This is a genomic window from Streptomyces sp. NRRL F-5727 (assembly GCF_000719555.1).
GTDB lineage: Bacteria > Actinomycetota > Actinomycetes > Streptomycetales > Streptomycetaceae > Streptomyces.
This window is the reverse complement of sequence record NZ_JOGX01000028.1, coordinates 30,718-47,255: the sequence shown is the minus strand read 5'-3', so window position 1 is coordinate 47,255 and position 16,538 is coordinate 30,718. Positions and strand designations below refer to the sequence as shown.

Genomic DNA, 16,538 nt, shown 5'->3' with positions numbered 1-16,538 from the left:
AGGTCCGTCGGGCCGGGAGCACGTCCTGGCAGGGATCACACCGCAGCAGAAGGGAGTCGTGATGGCTCAGCGTTCACGACAGTTCAGCAGACGCCAGATGCTCGCCGCCTTCGCGGGGGTGGCAGCGGCTTGCGCACTCCCGGAGTGCACCGTGCTCACCCGCCCCGCGTATGCGGCGGAGGGGCTCGGAGCCGCCCCCCTGCCCGCGGGCTCCGGTCTGCCGGACACCGAGCGGGGCCGGGTCGTGTGGGCGTACCGGACGGGCGGCCGCGCCGTCCGCGCCGCGGCTGCCGCGGCCCTGGTGGGGAGCGCCGCGGACGTGACGACGTTCCTCAGCGAGAAACTGCCCGTGGCCCGGGCGGAGGACAACAGGGTCACGCTCACGCGGTCCCTGGTGAAGGCGGGCAGGGCGACCCGCGAAAGCATCGGTGTGGCGCTGTCCGGCGGTTCGGCCGCGGTGGAGGCGTACCTCGTGGACGGGTTCCGGACCGCGGTGCGCGAGGACCTGCGGGTGGCCGTGACCACGGTCATGGCGCACGGTGCCCGCGCCGTGAAGCGAGAGGGCTCCGCCGCGCTGGACGCCGGCTCGGACTTCGCGCTCCGCGCCTTCCTGAGCGGAGGACAGTTCACCGCTCAGGAGGAGGACGAGCGGGTGCGGGTGACGTCCATCCTGGTGACGGCGTCGCCGCAGGTGCGGCTGTACGCGGAGCGGGCGCTGGACGACGGGTCGCCGCGGGCGATCCGGTGGTTCCTGGAGACGGGCCAGTACATCGCCCGGGCCCGGGACGAGGAGACGGCCACGATCCAGCAGCTGGTCAAGGTCGTCGAAGCGGAAGGGCAGCGCGCCGGCCGGAAGACGGACGAGGCCGTCGAACTGTCCGAGCAGGCGGTCAAGTCCGCGGAGAACGCGAAGAAGGCGGCGCTGGAGGCGAAGGCCGAGGCCGAAGCCGCAGGAGCCGACGTCCAGCGCTCCGCCGCGGCCGCGAACAAGGCGGCTCAGGCCGCCAGGGGCGCCGCGGCCGCCGCGGGCACCGCGGTGTCGGCCTCGCAGACCGCGCAGGCCGCCTCGCAGCGCTGCGTGGCCGCCGCGCAGGCCGCGGCCGCGGCTGCCGCCGCGGCGGGACGCGCCGCGGCTCGGGCCTACCACGCGGCGATCGCGGCCTCCAAGGACGCCTCGATGGCGGAGGCCGCCCGCACGGCGGCCCAGGCCGCGACGGCCATGGTGCAGTACGTCCGCACGGTCGCCCAGAAGGCGGGCATCGCGGCCATGGCCGCGGAGGCCGCCGACGCCGCGGGCGCGGCCGCCGCCGGATCGGCGCTCAACGCGGCCGCGGCCGCCAGGGCGTCGGCCGACGCGGCCGTGGCCTCCGGCGCCGCGCAGTCCGAGGCCGCCGTCGCCCAGCGGGAAGCCGCCGTGGCGGAGGCCGCCGCCGCCAGGGCGACGCAGGCCGCGGCCAAGGCCCGCTCACTGGCCGGGCAGGCGGCCGCCGCCGCCCACGTGGCGCGCGAAGCGGCCGAGAGCGCCGCCGATCACGCCGAGAAGGCGGCCGCGCGGGCTCTGGACGCGGCGAACCACGCCGGCCAGGCCGTCGACTACGCCAACCGGTCGACGGAGGCCGCCAACGCGGCCGTCGAAGCGGCCAACAAGGCGGCCGCGGCGGTCGACAAGGCGCGCGAGGTGGAGCAGGCGGCCCGCGCCGCCGAGACCGCCCGGCTGGCCGAGGAGACCGCCGAGGCGATCGAGCAGGCGAAACTGGCGAAGGCCGCGGAGACGGACCAGCTCGCACGGTACAACCGGGAGCGGACGCAGGAGGCGCGACTGTCCGCGGAACTGCTCGCGCTCATCGCCTCCGCGGAGTCCGCGCTGGCGGGCGGCCGGACCGCCGAGGCCGTGGCGGCCGGGCGCAGAGCCGCGATCCAGCTCGTCGACCGCTCGGGCACGTGGACCCGGCAGGCCGCGGAGTTCGCGCTGGCCGGCTCGGACGAGGACGTCGCGCACTGGATCGAGGTCGACCGCCTCATCGCCCTGCGGCAGGACAACATCGAGAACGTCGTGGCCATGGCCGCGATCTCCACGAAGAACGTGGCGCTGGCCGCGGTGGACGCCCTCAAGACCGAGGACCACGCGAGGATCAGGACGTTCCTGGAGAGCGGGGCGATCGAGGCGGCCAAGGAGGACAACCGGGTCGAGGTGACCACGGTCCTGGCCGACGAGACCACCGGTACCGCCGTGCGGCGTGCGGCCGTCGCCGCGCTGGAGGCGGGCACCGCCCGGGCCCTGCACGACTTCCTGCACGTCGAGCGCGCCAAGGCCGTACGCGAGGACGACGAGGTGGCGGCCACCACCCTGCTGGCGAACGGAGGCCCCTACGTCCAGGCGGCCGCCGCGATCGCCCTCGAGGGCGACACGCACATGCTGCGCCAGTTCGTCGCCACCACGCAGTACGAGTTCGCGCGCATCGACCACGACCACGCCACGCACATCAGCGCGGTCCGGGCGATGATCGCGGGCGCCGCCAAGACGGCCCAGGAGGCGCAGGAGAACGCGGCACGGGCCTCCGAGGCGGCCGCCCTCGCACGCGACGCCGCCCAGAAGGCGACCGAGTGGGCCGAGCTCGCCAAGGGGTACGCCGCGGCCGCGAAGCTGTCCGCCGAGGAGGCGCGCAGGAACGCCGAAGCCGCCGAGGGGTCCGCGGCCGCGGCCGCCCGCTCCGCCGAGACCGCCCGTCAGGCGGCCGCCGCGGCACGGCAGGCGAGCAGCGTCGCCCGGAGCGCGGCGACGCGCGCCGTACGGTCCGCCACCGAGGCCGCCTCCCACGCCGCGAACGCCGCGGCCTCGGCCGCGGCGGCCCGCCAGGCGGCGCTCGCGGCGGGAGCGAGCGCCGCCGCCGCCGCCCAGTCGGCGCTGAAGGCCAAGGAACTCGTCCTCGACGCCGCCCGGCAGGAGGCGATCCAGAAGGCGCTGGATAACGCGACGACCCCCATCAAGCCGGGCACGAACGGCCTGCCCCAGGGCGCCGAGAGCTGCCTGACGCCGTTCGGCCGCCCCATCGAGTCCGGCAACGGCACCACCCCGTGGGAGCTGGGCTGGCACTGGCTCACCGGCACCGGCCCCACGTCGCAGTGCTTCGGCCCGAACGACGACTTCACCCGCATCTACCGCGACCACGAGCACACCCGGGAGGCGCTCGCCTTCTTCGCCGACCGCACGCGTGCGGGCAACTACGAGCTGGGCCACACGCTCAAGTACGACTACTCCCTCGGCGGGTTCGACGGCGCGTGGAAGTACCTCCAGGACTACGGGACGCTCACCACGGCCGGCCTCACGGGAAACCTCGCGTACACCTTCCTGGGTTCCCACCAGGTCCGGATGACGCCCATCCGGAAGAACGCGGACGGCTCCGTGGTGTGGCGGTACACCGCCTTCAACGAGTCGGACATCGAGTCCGCGACCCACCCCCCGGTCGTCGGCTACACGGACTGGTGGAGCAACAACGTCGGTTCGCTCGTCGACCGGATCGTCGGCGACTCCGGCCCGATGTCGCCCAAGACCCAGGTCATCGAGTTCGACGTCACGCTGGGTCCGTGACACCCGCAAGGACGGGTGCCGGGCGGCTCGGCACCCTCCTCGCCGCCGTCGGGGCGCTCGTCGCGGGATGCGCGGGCACCGTCGACCCCGACTCGCTGCCCGGCGTGTACCGCGACGACGGGACGGGCGCCGAGCTGCGGCTCGACTCCGACGGGACGTTCTCCGCCGTGGACGTGGTGACGGACGGATCCTCCGGCCCCGCCGACTTCAGCGGCCGGTGGGAGTGGCTCGGCGACCGGGCGGGCAGCGACTTCGTCTACCTGTCGGTCGACGGCGGCGGGCTGGGCCGGATCGCCGGCATCCAGCTCTACCCGACCGGGGGGAACGCCGTGGAGTTCCGTCCGGATCCGGACGGGCCGCCTTCCCCGAGGCTCACCAGAGCGGCCGCGCCGTAGCGGCCGCCCGCCGCCACCGTACGGCGAGTCCTTCTCCAACTCCCTCTTGACCAACCCCTTTGACCAGAAGGGGCGGTGGAGAACCCTCCCCGCCCCGTCGAATCCGACTTCGAGGAACTCCAGAACTGTGATGAACTCCCGCAAGGCATGGATGCGCACGATGGGAACCGTGACCGTGGCCGGTGCGCTGGCCTGGGCCGTGGTGGCCGGCCGGCCCGCCGCCGCCCCCCACAGCGAGCCCGTCGCCGAGACCGGACCCGGGTACGCCATCGAGGACTACAACTACCCCGACGCCGACAGGATCCTGGCCGAGCAGGGACTCGTCCTGAAGCGGGGCGACGGCCACATCGTGCTCGCCGACTGCGGGAGCGACGTGAACCTCCTCAGGTTCCTCGCCCGCGACCGGGCCGACGTGTGCTTCAAGGTCACGGCCGACACGGGCTACCTGACCCTGGAGATCCCGTCGGTGCACGGCGTGCGGACCGACGACTCCGTCAACACCCACCTGGCCATGACCGCCGAGGGCGACCGTGTCGAGTACGACATCCCCGCGAAGACCTGGGAAGGCGTCGGCGAGTCCGTGGACGGCCGGGAGCACGTCCTGGTCGAGATCCGCGTCTCCAAGTAGACCGCACCGACCGCGGGGCTCTCCCGGGCCCCGTCGTGCCCCGTGACACCGGCGGACCACCGGTCCCGTCGCCGTACGACCGAACTCCGCCGCATCCGCTCTCCGAATCCCGTTCCTGAAGGAAACCGCACATGTCTGCACTCCGTCCGGGCACCGCCCGCATCTCGGGTCTGCTCGTCACCACGACCGCCGTCGCCGCGGGCCTCGTCCCCGCCGGCGCCGCCCACGCCGTCTCCGGCCCCGAGGCCGTGGCCGGCCAGCACACCTCCGTCGTCAAGCTGGACGTCGGCGACGAGGCGACCGGCCGCGGGTGCACCGGCTCCCTCGTCGACGCCTCGTGGGTCCTGACCGCCTCCAGCTGCTTCGCCGCGACGCCCGGCACCACCCTGCCGGCGGGTGCGCCCGCGCTGAAGTCCACCGTGACCCTCGGCGACGGCAAGCGGATCGAGGTCGCCGAGCTGGTCCCGCGCGACGACCGGGACCTCGTCCTGGCCCGTCTCAAGACCCCGGCCACCGGCCCCGCGGGCATCGTGACGGCGAGCGCCGCCCCGGCGGCGGACGCCGAGCTGACCGCCGTCGGCCTCGGCCGGACCAGGACCGAGTGGGTGCCGGGCAAGGCCCACACCGGAGCGTTCACCCTGAACGCCTCCGACGCCACCACCCTGACCATCACGGGGAAGGGCACCGACGCCGTCTGCAAGGGCGACACCGGCGGGCCGCTCCTGAACGCGGCCGGCGAGCTGGTCGGCGTCAACAGCCGCTCCTACCAGGGTGGTTGCCTGGGCGGCGACCCGGCGGAGACCCGGACCGGCGCCGTCGCGGCCCGTACCGACGGGCTGCGCGAGTGGATCGACGGGGTCCGGGCGACCACGCCGGGCTGGCAGACCAAGGCCCTCGTGCAGGCCGGCACCGGCCTCTACCAGGCCGTCCGGCTGTCCGACGGCTCCTGGACCGGATACACCGACCTCCAGGCCAAGGTCGGCGACCTGGGCGGGATCCGCAGCACCGCCGCCGCCGGCATCAACGGCGACACCCACGTCCTGGCCGTCAGCACCGGCGGCGGACTCTTCCACACGGTCCGCAAGCAGGACGGCACCTGGAGCGCCTTCGGGAACGTGTTCGCCGTGGCCAACACCCTCGGCAACCTCACCCAGGTCTCCGCCGTCTCCATCGGCCACGACCTCCACGTCGTCGCCGTCGCCGACGGCAAGGCGTTCCACACCGTCCGCAACGGCGCGGGCAGCTGGACGCCGTTCCGCCAGATCAACGGCTCCCTCACCGGCGTGACCGCGGCGGCGACCGCCAGCGTCCGCGGCGAGCTCCAGGTCGGCATCGTCAGCGGCGGCAAGGCGTACCACGCCATCCGCCAGACGACCGGGACCTGGACCGCCTGGGGCGATGTCGCGCAGGCCGTCGGCGCCACCGGACCGGTCACCTCCCTGAGCATGGCGGGCACCGGCGACGAGACCCACCTCGTCATCGCCGCCGACAACGGCACCCGCCAGTACCACACCATCCGCAACGCCACCGGGAGCTGGGCCGGCTGGGGCGACCTCAAGGGCGTCCTGGGCACGGTGACCACCAAGTCCGTCTCCGCGGCCGCCGTCAACGGCGAGCTCCAGCTCGCCGTCACCACCACCGACGGCAAGCTCCTCCACACCACCCGCCACACCGACCGCACCTGGACCACCCCGGCACCGGCGCCCCTCGTGGGGATCCCCGCCGCCCCCGGCAACCTCGCCATCACCGCCACGTACACCGGCTGACCCCGACGCGGAAGGGGGGCGCCCCGGCACCACGAGTGCCGCGGGGCGCCCCCCTTCGCGCGGTCTCGGCGGGTGGTCGGTGGTGACGCCGGGAGCGGCGGCCGGAAACCCCGTGGAACGGTCGGCCGCGGGCGCGTGATGATGCCCGGATGACCGCGCAGACCCTCCCGCCCGTGGACACGCTCGTCGTCGTCGACGTCCAGTCCGCCTTCGTCACCGGCGACGGCGCCGTGCCCGACGCCGCCCGGCTCGTCGACCGCACCGCCGCGCTGCTCGCCCGGGCCCGCGCCGCCGGGGCGCTCGTCGTGCACCTCCAGAACGACGGGCCGCCCGGCGCGGAGGACGAACCCCACACCCCCGGCTGGGAGTTGTACCACCCGGTGGTGCCCGGCCCGGCCGAGGCGGTCATCCGCAAGCCGTACGACGACGGCTTCGAGGAGACCGGCCTCGGCGCCCTGCTGACCGGGCACGGCAGCCGGGCCGTCGCCGTCTGCGGGGTGATGTCGGAGATGTGCGTCCAGGCCACCGCCCGCACGGCGCTGGCCCTCGGCTACCGGGTCGTGGTCCCGTACGACGCCCACGCCACCCAGGACTGCCCTGCCGTCCCCGGCGTCGCCGACGCCGTCCCCGCGGCGGTGGTCTCCCGGGTCGCCGCCTACTCCCTCGGCTCCGACGCCGAGGTCACCGTCCCGGCCGCCGCCGTCGCCTTCACCGCGCCGCGGGCCCCCGCGAACGCCGTGCGAGGATCGGGCGCATGACCGCGCTCCGTCATCGCCCCGCCGGCGAGGCCGACCTCGCCACCCTGGTACGTCTCCGCGACGACGCGGCCCGCTGGATGCTCTCCCGGGGCATCACCGGCCAGTGGCGCCCCGGCGAGCTGGACGAGGACCACTTCCGCCGGATCATGGCGCACGGCGAGGTCTGGCTCGCGGAGAGCGGCGGGCGGGTCGCCGGCGCCTGGGAGCTGTGGTGGGACGACGAGGCCGCCTGGGGCCCGCAGCCGCCGGTCGCCGGATACGTCCACCGGCTCATGGTGGACCGGGCCGCCCCGCCCGGCACCGGACGGCTGCTGCTGGCCGCCGCGGAGCGGCGGGCTGCCGAGGCGGGCCGGACCCGCCTGCGGCTGGACTGCCTGACGGCCAACGCGAAGCTCACCGCCTACTACGAGCGGGCCGGTTACCGCACCGTCGGCCGGAAGGACGGCAAGCCGCAGCCCGGCGGCCCGCCGAAGTCCTTCACGCTGATGGAGAAGGACCTGCGGCCCCCGGTCTAGTCAGCCCTCCGCCGTCCCGCCCTCCTCGGCGGCGTCCGGCTGGATGCCGGCGAGGAGGTTGAAGGCCCCCGTGAGCAGGTTGAGGCTGACGACCCCGACCACCTCGGCGACGACCCGGTCGCTCCAGCCGTGGGCCCGCACCTCGGCGACGTCCGCGTCGCCGAGCGCGCTCGGCTCGGCGAGGACCTTCAGGGCGAGCCCGATGAGGGCGGCCTCGCGCGGGTCGACGGAGGTGCCCTGCCGGGCCAGGGCGATGTCCGACTCGCTCAGCCCGGCCGCCCGGCCCGCGGCCTCGTGCGCCTCGCGGCAGGTGCCGCAGCCGATCCACTCCTGGACCGCCAGCGACAGCTTCTCGCTCAGCGCGCGCGGGATCTTCACCCGCTTCATCGCCCGCGACAGGCTGAGGTAACCCTCGATCACCGCGGGCGAGTTGGCCATCGTCGACACCATCTCACCGGCCGAGCCGTGCCGTTCGACGATGTCCGCGAGCAGTTCCCGGGCCCGCCCCTGGGCCTGGTCGGGGGTGAGCGCCGGCAGGCGGCGGGCGGCGGCGCTGGTCGTGGTCGTGGTCATGGCTCCTCCTCGTCATACCCGTGGGGGGTATAACGCGGAGGGGGTGGAGATCGTTCCCGGCACCTCGGCGGCCGTCACGCGGCCCGCGCGTCCCGGGCGCGCGGCACCAGCCGGGACGGGCCGTGGAAGACCCGGTCCGGGGCGTACTCCCCCTCGACGAGCGGGCGGGCGCCCGGCCGGAGCAGCGGCAGCCGGGCGGCGAGCCGGTCGCTGAACCGGGCGCGGTTGAGCCGGCGCGACGGCGCGGGGCGAGCCGCAGGCCGGGCATGCGGGCGGTCTCCGTGCTCGAGGGGCGCCGCCGCACCGGGCTCCAGGTCGGGGCACCGCCGTGCCGAGCCGGCGCAGCCCGATCGCCAGGCTCAGCCCGACCGGCCCGGTCCCACCACACAGACGTCGGCGCCGCCGCCGGTCCCGTCCGTCACCCCGCCCCTGTCGCGCCCCACCCGCCGCCCCTCCCGTTCGCGTTCCCGTGGACCAGGGTGCGCTCCAAAGATCACCGTCACCAGGGCGTGCGGGAGGGTGCCAGACGCACGCCACCAGCGACGATCACTCCCTGTGCAACCGATGGCCTGTTTGCGTGACCATCGACGGAATCCAGCCGTCCGGACTCCGCCGGGAACCCGTGGAACCCGTACGGATCAACGTCCAGCCCCCGGCGACCTGCCGGAACCGGCCACTCTGCCGCCCCGCACCACCCGCCCGCCTGGTACCGCCCGCGGCGACTTCACGTCGCGAGGACACCCCGCACGCGGCGAGTCCTCGCCACCGCCCCGGCCCGCCCCGCCACCCGCGCCCCGGGTCCCCGACGGTGACCGTTGGTCCCCGCGGATCGTTGGCCGGGCATGAACACACACCTCCCGGCCGCCCTGCTGGCCGCCCTCTTCCTCGCCGCCCCCACAGCGGGAGCCGCCACCTCCGGAGCCGCCGCGCCCGGAGCCGCCCAGCCCGGCGCCCCCGACCGAGCGAACGCGCCGGCCGCCCCGTCCGTCGTACCGGCCGCCACGTCCGTCCGGCTCACCGTCACCGGCCCCGTCCCCGCCACCACGGCCCTGTCGCCGGACGGCACCGCCCCGGCGGCGCCGTCCGCGCGCACCGTCACCCTCCACTGCGACCCGGCCGGCGGCGACCACCCCCGGGCGGAGGCCGCCTGCGCCGACCTGGACGCCACCAGGGGGCGGGTCGAGCGTGACTCCGACACCGCGTGCACCCTCCTCTACGACCCCGTCGAGGTCCGCGCCGAGGGCGTCTGGCACGGCCGGCCGGTCTCCTTCGCCCGCCAGTACGGCAACACCTGCGAGCTGAACGCCCGCACCGGCGCCGTCTTCGCCTTCTGACCGCGCGGGGCCGGGCCGGACGGATGCGCCACGCAAGCTCCCCGACGGCACCTCGGCTAGGGTGATTCGGTAGGGATCGCCCCCCGGGGCCAGGCCGATGCGTAGGTCGATGCGTGGACGCTCATCAGTCGTCGCCGAGCAGGGTTCCGCAGCCGCCGCGAGCGGCCGTCGGGGACGCGGGCGTGCTCCGGGAACTGCTGCCGATCGCCCTGTGGCGGGAGGACGCCGAGGGGCGGATCGTCGAGTGGTCGCTCGCCGCCCAGGACCTCCTGGGCCACCGCCCCGAGCACGTCCTCGGCCTGCCCGCCACCCCCCTCCTGGTGCCCGACGCCAACCGGGAGCTCGCCCACCGGCTCACCCGCCGCGTCCAGGCCGGCGAGACCATGGTCGGCACCCTGCCGGTGCGCCACCGCGACGGGCACACGGTCCCCATGGAGATGTGGATCGTGCCCGCCGCCGACCCCACCGGCCGGCCCGGCGCCATGCTCATCGCCGTGGAGACCTCCGAGGTCCTGCGGATGCGGGAGAACCTCGCCGCGATGGAGAGCCTCTTCACCCAGTCGCCGATAGGGCTCGCCCTGCTCGGCCCCGACCTGCGCTTCCTGCGGGTCAACGACGCCCTCGCCCGGATGAACGGCGTCAGCGCCGCCGAACACGTCGGCCGCCGCCTCACCGAGGTGGTGCCCGGCGTCAACGCGGCCTCGCTGGAGTCCCTGATGCGGCAGGTCCTCGACTCCCGTACGCCCGTCATCGACGCCCGCCGGGTCGGCCGCACCCCCGCCGACCCCGGCCGCGACCACATCTGGTCCTGCTCCTACGCGCCCCTCGTCGACCGCGGCACCCGCTTCGGCCAGACCGGCACCGCCGTCCCCGGCACCGTGACCTCCCGCAACACCCACACCCACCACCCGGACGGAGCCGCCCACGCCGACGGCGCCGCCGACACCGGGCGGTCCGGGCGCCCGCTCGGGCTCATCGCCTCCCTCGTCGACATCACCGAGAGCCAGGAGGCCCACCTGGAGGTCGAACGGGCCCGGCACCGCTTCGCGCTGCTCTCCGAGGCCGGGGCGCGCATCGGCACCACCCTCGACCTGCGGCAGACCGGCGAGGAGGTCGTCCGCTTCCTCGTGCCGCAGCTCTCCGACTCCGCCGACGTGCAGATGCTGGAATCCGTGCTGGAGCCCGACGACCCGGCCGTCTCCTCCCGCGGCGTGCTGCGCCGGATCGCCGCCGTCTTCCCCGAACCGGTGCCGCCGATCCCGCTCCTCAGCCCCGGCCAGACGTTCCAGCTGCCCCCCGGATCGGCGTACGAGCGGCTCCTCCTCGACGGCCGGCCCACCTTCCTCACCGCCGCCGACATCCCGGTCCTCTTCCCCGGCAAGGCCGCCGAGCCGCTGCGCACGTACCTGTCGACCCGCATCGGCTCCGCCCGTACCGTGCCGCTCGTCGCCCGCGGCCAGGTCCTCGGCGCCGTCACCGTCACCCGGCTCAAGAGCCGCGAACCCTTCGACGACCAGGACGCGGTGCTCATCGACGAGGTCGTCGCCCGCGCCGCGCTCAACATCGACAACGCCCGGCTCTACACCACCCAGCGCGCCGCCGCCCTCGCCCTCCAGCGCAGCCTCACCAACAGCGCCCTGCCCGCCGTCACCGGCCTCGAACTCACCGGCCGCTACCTCCCCGCCAGCGCGCACGACGTCGGCGGCGACTGGTTCGACGTGATCGAGCTGCCCGGCGGCCGCACCGGCCTCGTCATCGGCGACGTCATGGGCCACGGCATCCACGCCGCCGCGGTCATGGGGCAGCTCCGCACCGCCGTCCGGACCCTGGCCCGCCACGACATCCCGCCCACCGAGATGCTGCGCTCCCTCGACGCCGTCGTCGCCGACCTCGGCGAGGACACCATGGCCACCTGCCTGTACGCCGTGCACGCCCCGGCCACCGGCACCTGGACGATCGCCCGCGCCGGCCACCTGCCGCCCGCCGTGGTCACCCCCGAGGGGGCCGTGTCCTTCCTCCAGGGACCGCCCGGCACCCCGCTCGGCACCGGCGCGCACGACTTCGGCACCGAGGAACTCCCGCTGAGCCCCGGCGGGTTGCTCGTGCTCTACACGGACGGGCTGATCGAGGCCAGGGACCGCGACCTCGACGAGGGGATGCGCCAGCTGGGCCTCGCCCTCGGCCGGGCGGACGGCCCGCTGGAGGAGGTCTGCGACGGGGTCCTGGGCCGGCTCCTCGTGGACCCGGCCCAGGACGACGTGGCGCTCGTCCTGGCCCGCACCACCGGCTGAACGTCAGGCGCCCAGGGTCCGGTGCAGGTCGCGGAGGAGGGCGATCTCGGCGCCGTGGTGCAGGAGTTCCTGGTTGACCCACCACACGATCTCCAGGAACGGCTCCTCCGCGTCGCCGCCGTGCGGGTAGGAGCAGTGCCCGACGGTGTCCAGCTCCTTGTCGCCGACGGACAGCAGGGCCTCCCGCCACGCCCCGGCGGCCCGGTCGAAGTCGGCCGTCGCCGTGGCGGCGTCGCCGGCCGAGCGGTAGTCGTCGCGGGTCAGCGAACGGGTGCCGTTGGTGTGGTCGGCGCGGAGCTCCAGCAGTTCGCTCAGGTGCGTCAGCCGCCAGGCGAGGGTGGTGAAGGGCGGCGGCACGGGATGCGGGTACGGGGCGGTCTCCCGGCCCCAGTCGCCGGTACCGGTCAGCAGCGCGGCCGCCGGACCGGGACCGTCGGCGAACCGGCGTACCGACCAGCAGCCCGGCGCCGGCTCCCACAGGTACTCGGCGTCGGTCAGCGGGCCGACCGGCACGTCCGTGCCGTTGCCGCTGTCCACCACCGGCCCGGCCAGACGGTCCGTCAGCCGCTTGCGGGCGAAGTCGAACTCGGCGAGCAGGGGCGAGAGTCGGGCGGGTATCGCCATGAGAGGGCTCCGTTGCGCGGGGACGGGACGCCCGTACCCTTACACGCCGCCGCCCGCGCCCGCACCCGGGTTACCGGCCCCCCGGACGCCGCTCCGCGCCGCCCCGGCCCACCGACTCCACCAGCGGCAGCATCCGGTGGGCGACCCGCTCGCGCAGCGCGATCTCCGTGCGGGTGCGAACCACCCCCGGCAGCTGGATGAGCCGCTGGATCACGTCCTCCAGATGACCCGCGTCCCGGGCCACCACCCGGGTCAGCAGATCGCCCCCGCCGGTGATGGAGAACGCCTCGACGATCTCCGGTACGGCGGCGAGCGCGTCCCCGACCTCGTCGAGGTGCCCCTGCGTGACCTCCACGTGCACGAAGGCCAGCACCGGATGCCCGAGCGCGGCGGGGGAGAGGACCGGGCCGGTGGCCGTGATCACCCCGTCCCGTTCGAGCCGGTCGATCCGGGCCTGCACGGTGCCCCGGGCGATGCCCAGGATCCGCGCGTACTCCCGCACGCTGGTGCGCGGCTGCTCGATCAGGAGCCGCAGGATGCGGGTGTCGAGTTCGTCCACCGCCATGACGTGCCGGCCTCCCCGTGCCCGCCGGGGCGGGTCCCCGGCCTGCTGGTCCGCCCGGCGGGCCGATCCGCCGGAATGGTCCCGACTGTACCCACCGGGCGGCCGGCCCTTCCGGAGGGGCGCGTTCCTCCCCGTCCCCGCCCTCAGCCCCCGTACCCCGCTCTCCCCGCGCGCGTACCGCACGTCGGCCCGGGGCGGGGTCGTCCGATCGGCCGACCCCCCGGTCCGCCGGGCGGGGCCCGACGACCATCCGCCGGGCCGACCGGGCGGGGCCCCGGCCGCGCCCAGGATGGAGTGCGGAGCGGGACGGCGAGACGGCCTCCCGGTCTCCCGGACCCCGGCGACCGCCGGGCCCGCCGTCCCCGCCCGTTCACCACGAGGAGTGACCGACCATGAAGCAGATCTCGAAGCGTGCCCGTGTCCTGACCGGCGGTGCGGCCCTGGTCGCCCTCGGCGCCGGCGCCTTCGGCGCGGTCTCCGCGAACGCCGCCACCCCGGCCGCCGCCCCCGCCGCCGTCGCCAAGGCCGACGCGAAGAACAAGAACACCACCACCAGCACCCACCTGACGATCGACGCCGCCACCAAGGCCGCGCAGGCCGCGCTCGACGCCGCCGAGAAGGAGAACCAGCGCGTCTCCGTGGCCGTCGTCGACCGCAACGGCAACACCCTCGTCACCCTCCGCGGCGACGGCGCCGGCCCGCAGTCCTACGAGTCCGCCGAGAAGAAGGCGTACACCGCCGTCTCCTGGAACGCCCCCACCACCGAGCTGGTCAAGCGCCTGGAGCAGGCCCCCAACCTCAAGGACATCCCCGGCACCCTCTTCCTCGGCGGCGGCGCCCCGGTCACCTCGAAGAACGCCCCCATCGCCGGCATCGGCGTGGCCGGCGCCCCCTCGGGCGACCTCGACCAGAAGTTCGCCCAGGCCGGCGTCGACGCCCTCGCCAAGTAACACCGGGGACCCGGCCAGGTCCCGACGGCGTCCGGCCACGCCCGGCCGGACGCCGTCGGCCCCGTGACCCGCACCACCCCGGCCCCCGACACCGAGGAGACCGCCGTGACCGCCACACCCCACCAGCGGCTCCTCGCCGCCGCCCGCCGGGGCGACGCCGACGCCGTGCGGGCCGCGCTCGCCGACGGCGCCCGGACCGGGACCCGCGACGAGGAACTGCGCTCCCCGCTGCTCCTCGCCGTCCTCGGCGACCACGTCGAGACCGCCCGCGTGCTCGTCGCCGCCGGCGCCGACGTCGACGCCCGGGACGCCCGGCACGACAGCCCCTGGCTCGCCACCGGCGCCACCGGCAGCGTCGCCATGCTGCGGGTGCTGCTCACCGCCGACCCCGCCCCCGACTTCCGGATGACCGACCGCTTCGGCGCCACCAGCCTCATCCCCGCCGCCGAGCGCGGCCACGTGCCGTACGTCCGGGCCGTCCTGCGCGACACCCCGATCGACGTGGACCACGTCGACGACCTCGGCTGGACCGCCCTCCTGCAGGCGGTCATCCTCGGCGACGGCGGCCCGGCCCACCAGAAGGTCGTCGCGCTGCTGCTCGCCGCCGGCGCCGACCCCGCACGGGGCGACGCCCACGGCGTCACCGCCCTGGAGCACGCCGAGCGGCGCGGCCACACCGCGCTCGCCGCCCTGCTGCGGCGTACCCCCGCCCCCTCGCCCGCTCCGGCCACGCCGGCCTGAGCTGGTCCACTGGCCCGCAGATGGGCCAGTGTGACGCGCGAAGACCGGGCCAATGGCTCAGTCTTTCGGCGGCGATTTGAGCCATGCGCCCGGTCGGTGTTCTCCTTGTGTCCACCAGGTACTTTCGGCGCCGCGCGCCGGGACGGCGACGAGGCCGCCCGGACGGCGGCGCCTTCGTCGTGTCCGTGCGCGTCCCCCCATCCCCGGGACAGGTCGCACGGCGGGCGAGCGGCAAGACGAGGGGGCGGCCGACCGTCGTGAAGAGGATGTTCGTGGCTCCGGACCCGGGGCTCCTCCGGCTCAGGACCGGTATGCGTGCCGTGCTCGGCATCGCGCTCGCGGTGACCGTGGCCGAGCTGGCCGGTTTCTCGCTGACCGCGTCGATCACCGGCGGACTGGCGGCGCTGCTCGCCCTGTTCACCGTCACCGACGCCACCGTCCGCGGCCAGGCCGTCACCACCCTGCTGCTGCCGCTCGCCGGCTTCCCGGTCCTCGCGCTGGCCACCCTGCTGCACGACCACACGCTCCTGCGGGACGGGGCCTTCCTGCTCGTCGTGCTGTGCGGCGTGTACGCCCGGCGCTGGGGCCCGCGCGGCCACGCCCTCGGCATCTTCGCCTTCATGAACTTCTTCAGCACCCAGTTCCTGCACGCGCTGCCCGGCCAGCTCCCCGAGCTGTACGCGGCCGTGGCCATCGCCCTCGCGGCGGCCGGGACCGTACGGTTCGTGCTCTGGCCGATCGAGCGGCGCACCCCGCCGCCCGCCGCCCCCGCCCCGCTCCCCGGCAAGGGCCTGGCCCGGATCACCACCCGGCAGGCCATCCAGGCCACCGCCGCCTGCGCCGTGGCGCTCGGCATCGGCCAGGTGCTCTCCGAGGAGCGCTGGTACTGGGCCGTCGGCACCACCTGGTGGATCTTCGTGAACACGGTCTCCCGCGGCGAGACCCTGGTCCGCGGCTTCCGCCGCTTCCTCGGCACCCTGCTCGGCATCGCCGTCGGGATGGTCGTCGCCATCCCGCTGCACGGCGCCCCGCTGCCCACCGCCCTCCTGGTGGCGGTCTGCGTCTTCGGGATCTTCTACACCGCGCCGCTCTCCTACAGCTGGATGATGCTCGCGGTCACCGTGATGGCCGGACTGCTCTACGGGCTCCTCGGCGTCCTCGACCCGGCGCTGCTCGTGCTGCGCCTGGAGGAGACCGTCGTCGGCGCGGTCTGCGCCGCCCTCGCGGTCCTGCTGATCCTCCCGGTCACCACCCACGCCATCAACGACGCCTGGATCCAGCGCGCCCTGCGGGCCGTGCACGCCGCGACGGCCGCCTCCGAGCGCCGGCTCGCCGGCGACGAGACCGCCGACCCGACCCCGCACGTCGCCGAGCTCGACCTGCTCCTCGGCCGGGTGCGGCTCTCGGTCGCCCCGCTCGTCCACCCGCTCAGCCCGTTCCGCGAGCGCAAGGGCCGCGCCCGCCGGGTCCTCGCGCTGCTCGACGAGTGCGCGGCCGAGGTGCGCGGCCTCGCCTCCGTCGCCGCCGACCCGGACGCCAGCCACGACGCCCGGCTCGCCGCAGCCTGCTGGCGCGTCGAGACGGCCGTCGAACGGCTCACCTCGCCCGGTGGGACCCGGCCCGCCCCGGCCGCCGAGCCGGAGCCCGCCGCCCATCCGGCCCCCGCCGCCCTCGGTCACGTCAGCGGTCTGGAGCGGCTGCTCGCCGCGCTCGACGAACCGCTGCGGACCCCGCCCGGCTCCCTCCTCGTCCGCTCCTGACGGGCTCCACCACCGGCTGATCGAACTTGGTCTAGACCGCCTGCTAACG

General features: G+C 75.5%; 14 protein-coding genes. 11 read left to right on the top strand and 3 right to left on the bottom strand.

Features of this window, described 5'->3' with window-relative positions; all coding sequences use genetic code 11:
• The first annotated feature begins 61 nt into the window (after positions 1–61).
• The 6 genes from IF73_RS0120060 (at position 62) to IF73_RS0120035 (ending at position 7,651) form a co-directional block, all read left to right on the top strand.
• On the top strand, positions 62–3,589 hold the full coding sequence (locus tag IF73_RS0120060) for an ALF repeat-containing protein (protein WP_267883590.1): 3,528 nt from the start codon (positions 62–64) through the stop codon (positions 3,587–3,589).
• A complete protein-coding gene (locus tag IF73_RS37790; RefSeq protein WP_037879781.1) occupies positions 3,586–3,984 on the top strand; it encodes a hypothetical protein in 399 nt (132 codons plus the stop codon). Before IF73_RS0120060 ends, IF73_RS37790 begins: the two co-directional genes overlap by 4 nt.
• 160 nt (positions 3,985–4,144) lie before the next feature.
• The gene (locus IF73_RS0120050) at positions 4,145–4,612 is read left to right on the top strand and encodes a hypothetical protein (RefSeq protein WP_234338283.1); all 468 of its coding nucleotides are present in this window, start codon (positions 4,145–4,147) and stop codon (positions 4,610–4,612) included.
• Between the two features lie 131 nt (positions 4,613–4,743).
• On the top strand, positions 4,744–6,378 hold the full coding sequence (locus IF73_RS38725; protein ID WP_051717048.1) for a trypsin-like serine protease: 1,635 nt from the start codon (positions 4,744–4,746) through the stop codon (positions 6,376–6,378).
• Between the two features lie 149 nt (positions 6,379–6,527).
• A complete protein-coding gene (locus IF73_RS0120040; RefSeq protein ID WP_051717047.1) occupies positions 6,528–7,136 on the top strand; it encodes an isochorismatase family protein in 609 nt (202 codons plus the stop codon).
• The gene (locus tag IF73_RS0120035; RefSeq protein WP_031009930.1) at positions 7,133–7,651 is read left to right on the top strand and encodes a GNAT family N-acetyltransferase; all 519 of its coding nucleotides are present in this window, start codon (positions 7,133–7,135) and stop codon (positions 7,649–7,651) included. The genes IF73_RS0120040 and IF73_RS0120035 overlap by 4 nt, the downstream gene beginning before the upstream one ends.
• On the opposite strand, the gene IF73_RS0120030 is transcribed toward IF73_RS0120035, so the two are convergent.
• Entirely contained in the window at positions 7,652–8,224 is a 573-nt protein-coding gene (locus IF73_RS0120030) for a carboxymuconolactone decarboxylase family protein (RefSeq protein WP_031009928.1), read from the bottom strand.
• Between the two features lie 842 nt (positions 8,225–9,066).
• Here IF73_RS0120030 and IF73_RS42055 point away from each other — a divergent pair.
• Positions 9,067–9,558: an SSI family serine proteinase inhibitor gene (locus tag IF73_RS42055; RefSeq protein WP_078868158.1), complete on the top strand. Its 492-nt coding sequence runs from the start codon at positions 9,067–9,069 to the stop codon at positions 9,556–9,558.
• A gap of 113 nt (positions 9,559–9,671) precedes the next feature.
• Positions 9,672–11,849 carry a SpoIIE family protein phosphatase gene (locus tag IF73_RS39110; protein ID WP_037879778.1) on the top strand — a complete coding sequence of 726 codons (2,178 nt, stop codon included), beginning with the start codon at positions 9,672–9,674 and terminating at the stop codon, positions 11,847–11,849.
• A gap of 3 nt (positions 11,850–11,852) precedes the next feature.
• Here the strand turns inward: IF73_RS39110 and IF73_RS0120015 are convergent, their stop codons facing one another.
• Together IF73_RS0120015 and IF73_RS0120010 are read right to left on the bottom strand one after the other, a co-directional pair.
• Positions 11,853–12,473, bottom strand: coding sequence for a DinB family protein (locus tag IF73_RS0120015; protein ID WP_031009923.1), 621 nt, complete (start codon positions 12,471–12,473; stop codon positions 11,853–11,855).
• Between the two features lie 70 nt (positions 12,474–12,543).
• Complete coding sequence (locus IF73_RS0120010; RefSeq protein WP_031009919.1) at positions 12,544–13,038, bottom strand: Lrp/AsnC family transcriptional regulator; 495 nt, start codon at positions 13,036–13,038, stop codon at positions 12,544–12,546.
• A 392-nt stretch (positions 13,039–13,430) separates the two neighbouring features.
• Between IF73_RS0120010 and IF73_RS0120005 the strand changes: the two genes are divergently transcribed.
• The 3 genes from IF73_RS0120005 (at position 13,431) to IF73_RS0119995 (ending at position 16,489) form a co-directional block, all read left to right on the top strand.
• On the top strand, positions 13,431–13,988 hold the full coding sequence (locus tag IF73_RS0120005) for a GlcG/HbpS family heme-binding protein (RefSeq protein WP_031009917.1): 558 nt from the start codon (positions 13,431–13,433) through the stop codon (positions 13,986–13,988).
• 105 nt (positions 13,989–14,093) lie between these two features.
• Entirely contained in the window at positions 14,094–14,729 is a 636-nt protein-coding gene (locus tag IF73_RS0120000) for an ankyrin repeat domain-containing protein (RefSeq protein WP_031009915.1), read from the top strand.
• A 266-nt stretch (positions 14,730–14,995) separates the two neighbouring features.
• Entirely contained in the window at positions 14,996–16,489 is a 1,494-nt protein-coding gene (locus tag IF73_RS0119995; RefSeq protein ID WP_031009914.1) for an FUSC family protein, read from the top strand.
• The last annotated feature ends 49 nt before the right edge of the window (positions 16,490–16,538 follow it).